A 14,185-nucleotide genomic window follows, 5' to 3' on the forward strand; every position below is an offset into this window, starting at 1 on the left:
GCGCATGCACGATTGCACAACACATCTCTGGATTGTGAGACCCGGCTGTATTATCCTCCCGAAACCGCCAATTTTAGGCGGCCGGAATTTAATTGTTGAGGGGATTCCGAATTTTCCTCGATAGCTCTTTACCGTATTAAGAAGTGATTTAGATCATGCATCTTCCAGCAACCATTGACCCGAGACGAGGAAGCCTGCTGCTCGTTATTTGGCTGGCTTGCCTATCAGCATACATCAGCTACTGTCTCGTAAGATTTTCCGCTCTATCTGACTATTTCCTGTACACTGCAGAGTTTGCTCAGGACAATTTCGGCCTGCGATTAATCGCTCAATTTTTGCTCTGCATTGGGCTGTACTTGATCTTCGCCGTGCTACTCTTTCGCAGGGTCATTTTGCGCGCGAATGGCATCGAGCTATCTCCGGCAACATCGATCATTGAGCGATTGGCGCGGTTGGTGATCCTTGTCACGCCGGCCTTCGCCCTCAGCTACCTGCTCATCGATGCCGCGCGTTTGGCCGCCGACGGGACATGGGTCATTTGGCTGGCCGCCGTTGTGGTCATGCTCACCGCCGTCTTTCAGTCCTTCAGGACCCTGGTGCCGATAAATAGATTGCCGCGCCTTGACTCGGTATGGAAAACGCTCACCGTCTTAGTAACTGCTGGCGTCTGTGCGCTCACGCTCTATTTGTGGCTTTGGCGCGACGTGATTGGCGCTACCTTCTTCGTCGGCGGCGTTGGAATCATTCTCCTCTTTATGATCTGCATATTGTTAGTTGGCGAAGCTCTCGTGTGGCTCAGCGGAATTGTTCGTGGATTTGCGGGGTGGCTCATTACCATTGTTTTGGTGTGCCAATTGGTTGGCGCTTCGTCACCGGAATTCACCCACACGCTCGTGCCCATGGGAGACGTTAAGCCGGAAGCGCCGGCGGCAATTGAGAGTGTAGTCCAGAAGCGCGGCATTCCAAGCCTCTTTCCTGCATTTCGCGACTGGCTGGCGTTGCGCCATGTTCCGAGCAAGCTGAGTGCGCAAGATCAGAAATATCCGATTTTCGTCGTAGCGGCCCAAGGCGGTGGTCAGTACGCGGCCTATCATACAGCACTGTCCCTCGCTCGCCTCTATGACACCTGCCCGAAACTCAAGGATCATGTCTTCGCGATCAGCGGCGTTTCCGGCGGAAGTCTCGGCGCGGCTATTTTCAGTGAATTATTGCGTCGATCCGAACCGCTTGGGGAGAACTGCTCGACCGAATCGGCGGGCGTTGGGATTTTGGAAAAGTCGGTTCGCGAGTTCTTTGAATTCGATCTGGTCACTCCTGTCGTTGCTACAGGTCTCTTCTTTGACCTGCCCAGCCTCGCAATACCACAGCTGCATTTGGCGCCAGATCGTGCACGGACGCTCGAACTCGCTGTCAAGCACGCAATCAATTCTTCGGCGGGTTTAAATGATGATCGTGATACGATGCCATTTTATTCATCATGGTCCGCGTCAGGCGTTGCTCCGGCGCTTTTTCTCAATACGACGAGTGCTAACTATGGAAGGCCGATTCTGCTCTCACAGCTCTATATGACGGACAAGCGGAGTAAGTTCTTCTTTTCGAGCTTGTTTGCGCCAGTGCTAAGCGCACTTATGCCGCAAACCGGCACCGACAAGGAACATTTGCGAATCGTTCAGCGCATGGTTGTCAGCGGTATCCGTGCGAGTGAGTATTCACGTCCGAATTATTTCAATATTCTCGAATATCGTCCTGACCTTCAACTGTCATTGGTGACAGCGGCAATATTGAGCGCACGCTTCCCCTACGTGACACCGCCCGGCGTCCTGTATGCAGATGACAAATTTGCGGCCGCGGACGCGACGTTACGTGAAACCACAGGGCTCCAACTCATCGATGGTGGCTTCTGGGATAATAGCGGTATTGCCACGGCGAATGAGATCATAAGGCAACTGAAAGATACTGAGGAGACGAAGTCGCTGGTGCAGAACGTGGAGTTTCATCTGATTTCCTTTGGGCATTCGAATGCGGCTTTGCATTTAGAAGGCGAGCGAGGCGCTCAATCGGAACTCCTCGCGCCCATTACAACATTTGAAGCCGTGAGAGAGGCGCGCAGTTTTCGGCAGGCTGACGCGTTGACCGCGGGGTTTAAGGTAGTGCACGGCTATCAGCTCTTCGATCACCAGTTCCGGGCGCCCTTGTCGTGGACATTGTCGGCGCGCATGCGAGCTCAGATTGAGGCGCGAAGCGGCGGCAAGGTCGATCCATCCGTATGCTGTGTGCTAAGAACGCCAAGTGTCTTGTGGAGCTTCATTCCTGAATTCGTCTTGGACGTAGATCCGTTCAAGAAAGACTTGGGACCGAATTTCGCGGCCGACCTGGAGCGCCAGGGCCTCAAGCTCGTCGCTCCGAATGCGCGGCAATTCGCGGATGTCGTTCGAGTGGTTAGCGCAAATTCCGAGAGTCTCAAGGAGCGCTCGAAGTAGCAGTGCGTTTCGGTAAGGGCCGTTCTGTTATTAGCGTGCGCGATTCCGGTGTTTCGCTCGCCTGTCAAACCCTTTTCGTCGAAGTATTCTTACAGAGTTCGGGTCGTACATGTCGCCCATCCCTACTCCCCCTAGGGGGCGATCTTGTGTCGTCGCTGTCACGAGCCGGTATGCGGTGGACGCGGCAGCCTCAGCCCAGAGAGCGCGGACAGGGCGAGTAACCCTGTGAGCCCGAAACTACGTGCGGATGGGCGTCGCTGTTCAGTTCGTCTCGCCAGCATTCTTCCGGCAGCGTCGACGAGGCCGGCAGACCATCTGGAGCCAACGAATGCGCGGTCCAGGCCGTCGTTGCCCTGGTCAAGTCTTTCGAAGATGCGCGCGAGCCCAACCGGGAGGACCGCATCATCAATTCGAACGGCGAGGTAGAAGGAACTCGGCTCCCGGGAGATCACCGCATGAGCCGTCCAGCCGCTGTGCAGGAAAGGCCGCGTGCTGGGTTTAACCTGCATGCTGCTGTGCGGTTCTTCCTGCGTGCTTTTGGCGTAGCGGACCGCGGACGCGAGCCGGTATTTGGCCTTCCCTGCACCGTCTTCTCGGCCGAAATGGGTTCAGGATGGCGCCAGCAGGGTCGTAGGTCCGGCACGAGGAAGACGCTAGCCGCTCGGAACGATTATGCGGCAGCCCCAGCAATCCACTCCCTCTCCGGGGAAGGACGACGCGGCGGCTCAATCGGGAGCCGTTTGCCTTTGCCGGCAAGGCGCCAGCACGCCGGAGACTCGCCACTGATGCGCTTGAAGACGGTCGAAAAATGCGCCTGCGTGCTGAAGCCGACCGCCAGCGCGATCTCCGCCAATGGACGCTCCGTGGTCGCGAGCAGCGTCTTCGCATGCTCGGTCCGGTGACGGAGCAGATATTCGCGGGGACGGCAGCCGGTCGCGGCGCGGAATTGTGCCGCAAAATGCATCCTGGACAGGCCGGCGACATGGGCAAGCTCAGCCAGGCTGATGCAACGGCCGAAATGATCGGCGATATGTTGCTCGACCCGCCGCAGCCGCCATTTCGGCAAGGCATTGACCCCGACGCGCGGCGATTCCATCCGTGCTCGGGCCGGACCATCGGCCTGCGCCGCCTGCAGATTGTTCGACATCGCTCGTCCCTTCCTGGCTTCGCCGCTGTTTGCGACGCCCGGCACCGCGCAAACCAATGCTTTCCATGCTCGGAGGATAGACCCGAGCGGACCAGGACTCTCGTTAGGGTTGATGAGGATCTGTTAGATTTTGTGCGCCCCGGGGTGCGACAGCCCGCCGCAGAGCTCGTCATTTCGATGCTGAAAATTCGATCCACTCCCGGATTCACAGGCGTTACTCGAACACGGCGTCGAATATTTCGACATCCATCAGCACGGGCTTGGCGGCGACGGTTCCATCCGGCTGCAAGGTCTGAATGCGTCGGAGCGTCGGCAGCACGATGCCGCCAAAACTGTCATGTGCCCAGGAGGCGTGTGCGATCTTCATCCCGAACAGCGCGTGATCCGTGCGTCGCTGCAGGCCGCTCTGGTCGAAATAAAAGATCTGCTCCGAGGCCAGCGTGATCAGGTGCGCCGGGAATTGCGCCCGCAGCCGGCGCCAGGTTTCAGTGCTGTCCTGCCAAGGTGACAGCTCCTCGGTCACGACATCGGGGTGCGCAAGCAGGAATGGAATCGTCAGGCAAGTCCAGATCGCGACGCCGCAGAAGAAGACGAGATGCAGCTCGTCCGCAAGCGCGGACGAGCCGGCCTCGGCAAACGAAAGGACGGGGTTGCTCCAGGCCTGCAGCACTTCACCATCCAGCTTCTCGATGGTGATGGCGTCGGGTTGAAAGGAGCCGGAGCGTTCGCCTCCTGTGATGCCGGTGAAGCGGAGCGATTGGGTGTGGGTCGAGCCCTCCGCGGTCACATCCTTGAATTCCTGGCCGTGCCCGGCACTGGAGAACAGCGACCCGCCAACGGAAAGGTGGAGCGTAAATCGCTTCAAGCTGTTCCAGCGGGTCATCCCGCCGCTGGCATCGATCACGTCATCAAGAAGCGCCATGTCCCGCCATGTCCACCTTGCAGTGCCTCCACCATGGCCGGGCGTATGCGGCTTGGCGTGTTAGAATTTGTTAAGACTTGCGAGTGGGGCGGGCGACGGCATCCCGTTGAAGATACTCTCAATTCAAGGCGCTCAGCAGATTTGATGCGGCGATCGGATCGCGGGCTTGCTCGCCCGCCACGCCAATGTCGCCTTCCTTCGGTACGAAGCGCCGGTGCTGAAATCACACAGGGAGAACTTGAGATGATCCGCAAGGCAACGGCAGTCTGGAAGGGCACCGGTCGCGACGGCACGGGCCACCTCACAAGCGAATCCGGCGTGCTGGCGCAGACGCCCTATTCGTTCAAGACCCGCTTCGAAAACGAGAAGGGCACCAATCCCGAGGAGTTGATCGCGGCGGCCCATGCAGGCTGCTTTACGATGGCGCTGGCCTTCGGGCTTCAGATGGCCGGTTTCACGCCGGACGAGCTCTCGACCGAAGCCGCCGTGACCCTTGAGCCCGAAGGCAAGGGCTTCAAGATCAGCAAGTCCGCGCTGACCCTGCGTGCCAAGGTGCCGAACCTCGACGACGCAGCTTTTGCCAAGATCGCCGGCGAGGCCGAGAAGAACTGTCCGGTGTCGAAGGTGCTGAACGCCGCGATCACGCTCGACGCCAGGCTGGGCTAGGGCGGGCGCTTGTTTCGGGTCCACGGTTCTGGGAACCGGCCGGACACGCGTGCAAGGCATGGCTTTCGGCCGGGCGGCCGAAAGCTTATGTTGCGGCAGATGCAGAACGGAAAGCAATCGGGAGCGGACAGATGACGACAGAGCGCGCAGTTTTGGCCGGAGGCTGCTTCTGGGGCATGCAGGATCTGATCCGCAAGCAGCCGGGCGTGATCTCCACCCGCGTCGGCTACACCGGCGGACACGTCAAGAACGCCACCTACCGCAATCACGAAGGCCACGCCGAGGCGATCGAGATCATGTTCGATCCCGCAAGGACCAATTTTCGGACCATGCTGGAGTTCTTCTTCCAGATCCACGATCCCACCACGCTCAATCGCCAGGGCAATGATCTGGGCACGAGCTACCGCTCGGCGATCTTCTACACCAGCGACGAACAGAAAAGGATTGCCGAAGACACCATCGCCGACGTCGAGGCGTCGGGCCTTTGGCCGGGCAAGGTGGTGACCGAGGTCGCGCCCGCTGGCGAATTCTGGGAGGCCGAGCCGGAGCATCAGGATTATCTCGAACGTTATCCGGACGGCTACACCTGCCACTTCATCCGGCCTGGCTGGAAGCTGCCGCGCCGCGCGGCTGCCGTCGGAGGCTAAATTTCGGCCGCGTGACGTCAGGCGCGCAATTGCGCCGTCAGCTCGCGGGCCATGCGCATGTCGGAGATATCGGATCCCCCGGCGAAGGATCCCGTGACATTCTTCAGAACCGCCAGGGCGTCCGCGCGCTGGCCTGCGCCGATCAAGAGCCGCGCGAGACTGGTTGCGCAGCGCAGCTGCCAGAAGCGCGCGCCCTGCCGGACGGCAATGTCGATCGCCTCTCGAAAGCGCGCTTCGGCGTCTCCCGAGTGCCGCGCAGCTCCGAGCATCAATTCTCCCTTGATGCGGATCAGCTCCGGCAGATACCAGAGTTCCTGCCGCTCGTTGCAGCGGGCAAGGACGTCCTCGATCATTTCGAGGCCACGGTCAATCTGGCCGGCCTCCAGGAAACATGCGGCGAGCTCGCCGAGCAGCGGGAGAAAGCGCGGCAGGAAGCGCGCGTCGCCGGCGCGATTGAGCTCTTCGCGCAGCAGCGGCAGGCCGGTCGCGATGTCGCCGCGCCTGGCCATGACCGCGGCGTTGAAGGCCCGTGCCCACAGGCCCCACAGCCGGATCGCGTGGCGTTCGGTGTGCTCGAGCAGCTCGGTGCCGTGGCGCTCCGCGGCATCGAAGTCGCCGGACCAGAACGCGATCGGGCAGGCGGCCTGCCCCAGCACGCTACAGAAGGTCAGCGCATGGCCGTTGGCACGGCCTTGCTCGATGTTGTCGGCGGCGAGCGCCCGGGCCTGATCGGCGAAGCCCTGCAGCCACAGGATGCGGGCCCGGAAATATTGCGTCGAAATCCGGAGGTCGAGCGGGAAGATTTTCGGCTTCGCGACCAGCACATGCAGCGAGGCATTGACCCGGTCGATGCGCTGGCGCGCCTCGTTCTGGTCTCCCAGATAATGCAGCGCGACGGCGGTCAGGCGGTCGCCGAGCATGAGATCGGTGTTGTCGGGTGAGTGCGCGGCAGCGTTCGCAAAGCGGTCGGCGAGCGCGCGGGCCTTGCCGAACTGCCCGTTGTTGAACTGGTCGATGCACAGGCCCCAGAGCGCGCGCAGGCGGAAATCCTTGTCGTCGAGGCGCTCGGCGAGCTCGAGCGTCGTCTCGAGGATCGCCCGCGCCTCGCGCGCGCGGCCCTCGCCATACATCAGCGACCAGCCGAGTGCCGACAGCAGCTGCATGCGGACGTGGTCGTTGCCGCGGTCCTCGCCGAGCGCCGCCAGTGCCGTTCTGCAGCGCTCGCGGCATTCGGCAAACAGCGAAAGGCGCACCCACAGGGTCACCGCGGTCGCCGTCAGCGCGATACCGAGCCTCGCATCGCCGTCGGGCGCGAAGGCCCAGTCCAGCGCCGCGCGCACATTGTCCAGCTCGCCGCCATAGGTGCTCAGCCATTCCGGAAGCGGCGTCGAATTGTCGGCCTCCGCGCGCGCGAAGAAGTCGCGAAAATGCCCGGCATGGCGCCGCGCGAATTGCCTGACTTCGCCAAGCTCGCTGAGCTTGCCGAGCGCGTAGGTGCGCGTGGTGTCGAGCAGGCGGTAACTTAGCGTCCGCGAGCCCGATGGCGAGATCAGCGATTTGGCGACCAGGCTGTCGATCGCCTCCAGCGTCTCCGAGGTGCTGAGACCGTCGCCGGACGCGACGGCGGCGGCGGCCTCCGGCGCGAACGGGCCGGCGAACACCGACAATCGCCGCAACGTGGCGCTTTCCGCCGGAGGCAGCAGGTCGTAGCTCCAGTCGAGCGCGGCGGCGAGCGTCTGGTGCCGCGGCACGGCCGTGCGCCGCCCGCGCCATTGCAGCGAAAAGCGGCTGTCGAGCAGGGAGGCCGTGCCGGCGATGCCATAGGCATTGACGCGGCCCGCCGCGAGCTCGATCGCCAGTGCGATGCCGTCGAGGCGCCGGCAGATGTTCGCGACGAGCGGCGCCTCTTCGGCGCTGAGCTGGAACGGTCCGGAGCTCTGCGCGATGCGCTCGACGAAGAGCTGGGCGGCGGGATAGGCCAGGACCTCGGCGACGTCGAGGTGCTCGCGCTCGGGCGGACAATCCAGCGGAAACAGCCGGAAAATCCGCTCGCCTTCGCTGCGGAACGACTCGCGGCTGGTTGCGAGAGCGTGAAGCTGCGGTGCCTCGCGCACGATGCGCTCCACGATCGGAGCCAGCGTGTCCAGCACATGCTCGCAACTGTCGAAGATCAGCAGGGCAGGTCCGGCCTTCAGAAATGTCAGGATGGCCGGTGTCGGATCCTCCGCGCTGACGGCCAGTCCGAGGACGGAGGCGATGGTGGTCGTGACATGGCCGGCGTCGCGCAGCGGACCGAAATCGACGAAGAAGACGCGGCCGCCGAAATCCGCCGAGCGGCGATGCCCGACCGCGACGGCGACGGCGGTCTTGCCGATGCCGCCCGGGCCGACCACGGTCATGAAGCGATGGAGCGTCAGGCCGTTCGAAATCTTCTCGATGACCTCCTCGCGTCCGATCATCTTCGCAAGCTGAGCGGGCAGGGAGCGGGGAGGAGTGATTTCGGCGGAGGCCGGCGCCACCGGCGGCGCCGCTTCAGTGGACGGAGCGGCGAAGCAATAGCCACGGCCCGGCACGTTGAGGACATAGCGGGGCGACTTGCCGGTATCGCCGAGCACCTTGCGCAACGCTGCGACATGAAAGCGTAGGCTGCCCTCGTCGACATTCACGTCGGCCCAGATGCGCTTGACCAGCTCTCTCTTGTCGACGACCTCCCCCGGGCGCCCGGCAAGCAGGATGAGAATATCCAGCGCGCGGCCGCCGATATGCAGCGGCTCCCCATCTCGCTCCAGGAGCCGGGACTTTGGAAACAGCCGAAATGGCCCGAATGAAATGACCGAGTCTTGATTACTATGAGTTGGCACGTGCCATTGCCCCCCGCGACGGGGTCAAAAGGTATTTTGTTCTGGTCTAGCAGAACGAGGCGTCCAGTAAACTGGCCGAAAGGCGCATGGCTGACAGACCTGCATGGATGGCTTGGGTCAGCTGTGGCCAGCAAAATAACGCATGAGACGGAAAGGGTTAGGCCGCCATGGTCCGGGACGCATGCTTCGTGACGATGCGCGCCGACAGCGTGACGAGGCCCATCAGCGCAGCCAGCAACCAGAATGCCAGCGGCAACCCGCCCAGCTGTGCGACGAAGCCGACGCCGGCAGGGCCGATCAGGATTCCTGCATAGCCAGCGGTCGTAATCGCCGCGACCGCGAGGCCCGTCGGCATCACCGTTTGCCGAGCGGCGCGGCGGAAGAGCACCGGCACGAGGTTCGAGGCGCCGAGCCCGATCAGCAGGAAGCCGCCGATGGCGACCGCCGCAACCGGCGCCGTCAGCAGGACCACAAAGCCCGCGATCGCGATCAGGCTGCCCCACAGCAATGTCGCGCGGTCTCCGATGCGCGCAACGATGGCATCGCCGCCGAGCCGCCCTGCCGTCATCGCGATCGAGAACACGATGTAGCCGGCTCCGCCCTGCGCCTCGGTGACGAGCCCGGCGCCGATCACGAGCAGCGCGCCCCAATCGAGCATCGCGCCCTCGACCAGGAAGGTGATGGCGCCGAGCAGCGCGAGCAGCAGCACCGATCCGTGCGGCAGCACGAACAGCGGGCCCTCCTGCACCTGCACGGAGCGGAGCAGGCGCGGCGAGGTCACGGCCATCGCGATCAGCATCAGGACGGAGCAGATCAGCGTGCAGGCGAGCGGGCCGAATTGCAGCGAGAGCAGCCCCGTCATCAGCGCGGATCCGGCAAAGCCCCCGATGCTGAACAGCGCGTGGAAGCCGGACATCAGCGGACGTTTTGCGGCGCGCTCCACCTCCACGGCATGGATGTTCATGGCGACGTCGATCGAGCCCAGCGCGGCGCCGAACGCGAACAGGACCAGCGCCAGCGTCGCGGGCGAGCTTGCGACCGCGAGCAGCGGCAGGACCAGCGCCAGGCCGAACCCGCCCGCGATGATGATCGGCCTGCTGCCGTAGCGCGCGCTTATGATTCCGGTCAGCAGCATCGCGACGACGGAGCCGATGCCGAGGCTGAGCAGGAGCAGTCCGAGCACGCCGTCATCGACGCCGAGCCGCGTCTTCGCGAACGGCACCAGCGGCGCCCAGCACGCGATGCCGAAGCCGGCAACGAGGAAGGCAAGCCGGGTCGCCAGGCGTGTCGCCGGCCGGTCGGCAGAAGACAATGGAATCTCCGGGAAAGCGGGGGGCAGGGCGGCCGACAAGCCCGACAAATGCCGCAGCTTTATGGCCGAGGCGCACCCGAATTGTCGCCGGCACCCCGCGCAAGCCGCAAGCGGACGCGCAGTCCCCTTGGCGCGTTGTCGAGCAGCTCGAGTGTTCCCTCATGCGCGGTCACGATCGCCTGCGCGATCGAGAGGCCGAGGCCAAATCCCGCCGTCTCGTCCATGGTGCGGGCTTCCTCTCCGCGCACGAAGGGTTCCAGCATCGCCGCCTTCCGTTCGTCGGGAATGCCCGGCCCGTCGTCGGAGACGTCGATGACGAGCCGCTCCTCGACCGTCACCAGCGCGACGTCGATCTTGGTTCCGAAGCGCGTCGCGTTCTCGACGAGGTTGGTGACCGCGCGGATGATTTCGTCGGGCCGCAGCACGAAGGCGGCCCTGTCCGGGCCGGAATAGGTCACGGCGAATCCGGAATCCGAAAACTGTTCGCAAACCATTTGAAGCAGCGCCGCGACGTCCACCAGCGTCGGCTTGGCCGGGCTTTCGCTGCGCAGGAGCGACAGCACCGATTCCAGCATCGACTGCATCTGGTCGAGGTCGCGCACGGTCTGGGCGCGTTGGGCCGGATCCTCGATATATTCCGAACGCAGTCGCAGACGCGTGATCGGCGTGCGCAGATCGTGGCTGATGGCCGCCAGCATGCGGGTTCTGTCGTTCATCAGCGTCGTGATGCGATCGCGCATCCGGTTGAGCGCTCGCGCTGCGGACTTGATCTCCTCCGGCCCGTTTTCGGGCAGCGGCGCGGAGGACCGGCTCAGGCTGAAGTCCTCCGCCGCGCGCGCGAAGGCCGACAGGGGCGAGGACAGCGCGCGACCGGCCCAGACGCCGAGCAGGGTGATGCTCGCCACGAGGAACAGCAGCGTCGAGGTCCACAGGCCGCTGACGAAAGCCGGCATCCTGGGCGATCCGATCACGGCTTCGAGCACGTCGTCGCCCGGAAGGTGGAACCAGACGCGCTCGTCCTCCCCGCCGCTGCCGCGAATGAACTCGGCCCTGACCCCGAGCGCGGAAGGGACGGTCAGGGATGTTCGCGCCGACTGCGGCGTGGTGGAGACCGAGGCGGCGTCTCGCAATTGGAGCCTGAGCGCTGGAAAGGTGCGGCTGACGCTGTCGAGGACGAGCGCGCGCTCGGCCTTCGGCGCGTTGGCGATGATCCGCACGATCAGCTCGATCTGCTCCAGCGACGTGTCCGCCAGCAGCTTCGGCTGGTTGAGGAGAAAATACCCGGCGATCAGGACATGGATCAGGATCAGCGATCCCAGGATCAAGGCGGCGATCTGACCGCTGATCCGCCTGAAGCTGAAGAGCGCGACGATATCGGCGGCGCGGCTCATGCTTCCTCCACCACCGGCGTGAAGACGTAGCCGCCGATGCGGACGGTCTTGATCACGGAAGTGCCTTCCGTCCGGTCGAGCTTGCGGCGCAGCCGGCTGACCAGCACGTCGATGCTGCGGCCAAAGCCTCCGCCGGGACGACCGCGCGTCATGCTCAGCAGGTTGTCGCGGGTGAGAACGCGTCCTGCCCGCTCGCAGAAGGCCTGCAGCAGATCGAACTCGGCGCTGGTCAGCGGCACCTGCGCGCCTTGCGGGTCGCGCAACTCGCGCAAGCGAAGATCAATGGTCCAGCCCTGGAATGTGAGACGCGCAGGGGCGGAGCCGGCGCCGAGGCCGCTCGATCGCCGGCGCAGGACCGCGTTGATCCTGGCGAGAAGCTCGCGCGGGTTGAACGGCTTTGCCAGATAATCGTCGGCGCCCATCTCGAGGCCGAGGATGCGGTCGAGATCCTCGCCCTTCGCGGTGAGGATGATGACCGGCGTCGTGGAATCCATCCGCAGCCGACGGCAGAGGCTCAGGCCGTCCTCCCCCGGCAGCATCAGGTCGAGGATGATCAGGTCGACCCGGTCGTGGGAGAGATGGCGGTCCATCTCCTTGCCGTTCGCGACCGCGTCGACCGAGAAACTGTGATCGCGCAGATAGCGCGAGATCAGGTCGCGGGTCGGCTTGTCGTCTTCGACGATCAGGATGTTCGGGCTGCCGTTGGTCATGGTCGGAATCGCATCGGGGCCGGTCGTTGGTCGATTTGCGGACGAATGTGCCGTCCGAAGCACTGCGGTCATGGGCAATCCTAGGGTCAGTCGCGGCTCAGCGCCACCACGGGGTCGAGGAACGCGGCGCGACGGGCCGGGAAGAAGCCGAAGGCGACCCCGATACCGGTCGAGGTCAGGAACGCCGCGCCGATCGAGAACGTCGAATAGCTGACCTCGAAGCCGGGCACGGCAAGGTTGATGGCAAGGCCGAGCAGCATCGCGACCAGAATGCCGGCGATGCCGCCGATCGACGAAATCAGGGTCGCCTCCACCAGGAATTGCTGGAGGATGTCGCTGCGCCTGGCGCCGACCGCCATGCGCACGCCGATCTCGCTGATCCGTTCCGACACGGACACCAGCATGATGTTCATGACGCCTATGCCGCCGACGACCAGCGAGATCACTGCGATCGCCGCCACCAGGAACGCCAACGTCTGCGTCGTGCTGGTGATGGTGCGGCGGATATCGTCGGTGTTGAGGATGACGAAATCCCGGGTGTTGTGCCGCTGCGTCAGCATCGTCGTCACCGCGTCCTGCGCCAGATTGGTCGAGATATCGTCGCTGATCCGCAGCAGGATGCTGCGCAGCGAATGGTCGCCGGTGAACTGGGCCTGCACGGTGGTGTAGGGCAGGTAGACCGACAGGTTCTGGTTCGAGCCGAACCCGCCCTGCTGCTGGGCGATCACGCCGACGATGCGGCACGGCACCTTGCCGAGCCAGATCACGCGGCCGATCCCCGAGGTCTGGTCGTCGGCGAAGAACGTCTTGCGGGTATTGTCGTCGATGACGACCTGCCGCTCGATGTTGCGGATCGCGTCGGTGTCGAACAGGCGGCCCTTCGCGAGCTTGGCCCCCTTGACCTGGAAATAGCTCTCACCGACGCCGTTCACCAGCACGTTGGACTCGTTGCCGCGATACCGCACCGTGGTGCCGGTCGAGACCGTCGGGGTGACCCCTGCAATGAAGTCCTGCCGGTCGAGCGCGCGGGCGTCGTCGAGCACCAGCGTCTTGATCTTGCCGGCCCGCGCGTCGCCGAAATCCTTGCCCGGAAACACCTCGATCGTGTTGGTGCCGAGGCTCGAAATGTCGGACAGAACCTTGCGCTGGGACGCGTTGCCGAGCGCCACCACGGACGACACCGCGGCGATGCCGATGATGATGCCGAGCATGGTGAGGAAGGCGCGCAGCCGGTGCGCGGCCATCGCCACCAGCGCCATCCGCGAGGCCTCGCGCAGGCGCCGCAAGGCGCCGGACCAGCCGGGGACGTTGTCCCACGGCGTCCGGGAGACGGCGACAGGCCGCTCCGGAGTGTCGGTCGTCTCGGTGCGACGATCGGAGACGATCTTGCCGTCCCGCAGCTCGATGATGCGCTCGGCCCGCGCGGCGACGTCGGCATCGTGGGTGACGATGATGATGGTCCGGCCCTCGCGGTGCAGCTCCTTCAGGATCTTCAGGACCTCCTCGCCGCTGCGCCGGTCGAGCGCGCCGGTGGGCTCGTCCGCCAGGATGACCTCGGCACCATTGATCAGCGCACGCGCGATCGAGACCCGTTGCTGCTGGCCGCCCGAGAGCTGGTTCGGGCGATGGCCGCGCCGGTCGCTGACGCCGAGTCTTGCGAGAAGCTGCTCGGCGCGCGCGCGGCGCTCGCGGGCCTTCATCCCGGCATAGATCGCGGGGATCTCGACATTCTCCCCGGCCGAGAGGTCGCCGAGGAGATGATAGCGCTGGAAAATGAAGCCGAAATGTTCGCGGCGCAGCGCTGCCAGCGCGTCGGCGTCGAGCTCGGAGACGTTCTGGCCGGCGACGCGATAGGTGCCGGATGTCGGGCGGTCGAGGCAGCCGAGGATATTGAGCAGCGTCGATTTGCCCGATCCGGACGAGCCGATGATCGCCACCATCTCGCCGGGCTGGATGCTCAGCGAGACATCGTCGAGCGCGACCACGCTGACGTCGCCGGCCGCGAACTCCCGCCGAACGGTCTCGAGTGCGATGATCGGATCGGCCATG

The 14,185-nt window shown here is 64.1% G+C and carries 9 protein-coding genes and 1 pseudogene; 3 read left to right on the forward strand and 7 right to left on the reverse strand.

Translation table 11 applies throughout. From position 1 onward, the window contains the following. The first annotated feature begins 155 nt into the window (after positions 1-155). Positions 156-2,480 (forward strand): DUF2339 domain-containing protein, encoded by a 2,325-nt coding sequence (locus D6B98_RS03545; protein ID WP_126255529.1) that lies wholly within the window; start codon positions 156-158, stop codon positions 2,478-2,480. A gap of 670 nt (positions 2,481-3,150) precedes the next feature. Here D6B98_RS03545 and D6B98_RS03550 read toward each other — a convergent pair. Next, positions 3,151-3,582, reverse strand: a pseudogene (locus D6B98_RS03550) (helix-turn-helix domain-containing protein); the annotation flags it as partial. A gap of 259 nt (positions 3,583-3,841) precedes the next feature. Then, entirely contained in the window at positions 3,842-4,549 is a 708-nt protein-coding gene (locus tag D6B98_RS03555; protein WP_126255530.1) for a hypothetical protein, read from the reverse strand. Between the two features lie 243 nt (positions 4,550-4,792). On the opposite strand from D6B98_RS03555, the gene D6B98_RS03560 reads away from it, so the two are divergent. Both D6B98_RS03560 and msrA read left to right on the forward strand, forming a co-directional pair. After that, positions 4,793-5,215 carry an OsmC family protein gene (locus D6B98_RS03560; RefSeq protein ID WP_126255531.1) on the forward strand — a complete coding sequence of 141 codons (423 nt, stop codon included), beginning with the start codon at positions 4,793-4,795 and terminating at the stop codon, positions 5,213-5,215. A gap of 131 nt (positions 5,216-5,346) precedes the next feature. Continuing rightward, positions 5,347-5,862 (forward strand): peptide-methionine (S)-S-oxide reductase MsrA, encoded by a 516-nt coding sequence (gene msrA, locus D6B98_RS03565; RefSeq protein ID WP_126255532.1) that lies wholly within the window; start codon positions 5,347-5,349, stop codon positions 5,860-5,862. Between the two features lie 17 nt (positions 5,863-5,879). Here msrA and D6B98_RS03570 read toward each other — a convergent pair whose 3' ends face one another. From D6B98_RS03570 to D6B98_RS03590, 5 genes are all read right to left on the reverse strand, one after another. Continuing rightward, entirely contained in the window at positions 5,880-8,723 is a 2,844-nt protein-coding gene (locus tag D6B98_RS03570) for an ATP-binding protein (RefSeq protein ID WP_126255533.1), read from the reverse strand. A gap of 157 nt (positions 8,724-8,880) precedes the next feature. Continuing rightward, complete coding sequence (locus D6B98_RS03575) at positions 8,881-10,035, reverse strand: MFS transporter (protein ID WP_126255534.1); 1,155 nt, start codon at positions 10,033-10,035, stop codon at positions 8,881-8,883. A 59-nt stretch (positions 10,036-10,094) separates the two neighbouring features. Further along, the gene (locus D6B98_RS03580) at positions 10,095-11,426 is read right to left on the reverse strand and encodes an ATP-binding protein (RefSeq protein ID WP_126255535.1); all 1,332 of its coding nucleotides are present in this window, start codon (positions 11,424-11,426) and stop codon (positions 10,095-10,097) included. Beyond that, complete coding sequence (locus D6B98_RS03585; RefSeq protein ID WP_164718411.1) at positions 11,423-12,136, reverse strand: response regulator; 714 nt, start codon at positions 12,134-12,136, stop codon at positions 11,423-11,425. Before D6B98_RS03585 ends, D6B98_RS03580 begins: the two co-directional genes overlap by 4 nt. A gap of 86 nt (positions 12,137-12,222) precedes the next feature. Then, positions 12,223-14,184 (reverse strand): MacB family efflux pump subunit, encoded by a 1,962-nt coding sequence (locus tag D6B98_RS03590; RefSeq protein ID WP_126255537.1) that lies wholly within the window; start codon positions 14,182-14,184, stop codon positions 12,223-12,225. Position 14,185: the final 1 nt, after the last annotated feature.

The sequence above is a fragment of the Bradyrhizobium sp. LVM 105 genome, assembly GCF_003957705.1.
Lineage (GTDB): Bacteria > Pseudomonadota > Alphaproteobacteria > Rhizobiales > Xanthobacteraceae > Bradyrhizobium > Bradyrhizobium frederickii.